This is a genomic window from Rhodoplanes roseus (assembly GCF_003258865.1).
GTDB classification, from domain to species: domain Bacteria; phylum Pseudomonadota; class Alphaproteobacteria; order Rhizobiales; family Xanthobacteraceae; genus Rhodoplanes; species Rhodoplanes roseus.
In genome coordinates this window covers 1-261 of sequence record NZ_NPEX01000879.1, presented here as the reverse complement: position 1 = coordinate 261, position 261 = coordinate 1, and the positions used below count along the sequence as shown (strand labels likewise).

Here is a 261-nt window from a genome sequence, read left to right as displayed (position 1 = left end):
CTGTCGGCCTTCGTCGTCCTCGCCCATATGGCGATCAAATCCTACGACCTCGTCATCGCGCTCACCAATGGCGGGCCGGGGCGTGCGACGGAGCTGCCTGCGACGTTCATGTATTCCTACACCTTCACGCGCAGCCAGATGGCCATCGGTGCGGCCTCCGCGGTGGTGATGCTGATGATGGTCGCGTCCATCATCGTGCCTTATCTCTACAGCGAGCTGTCGACGGAGCGAGAGCAATGAGCACGGCAACCGAAGGCCCGC

1 pseudogene is annotated in these 261 nt (G+C 62.8%); it reads left to right on the top strand.

The features are described from left to right. A pseudogene (locus CH341_RS32835) lies at positions 1 to 240 on the top strand (sugar ABC transporter permease); the annotation flags it as partial. Positions 241 to 261 lie beyond the last annotated feature (21 nt).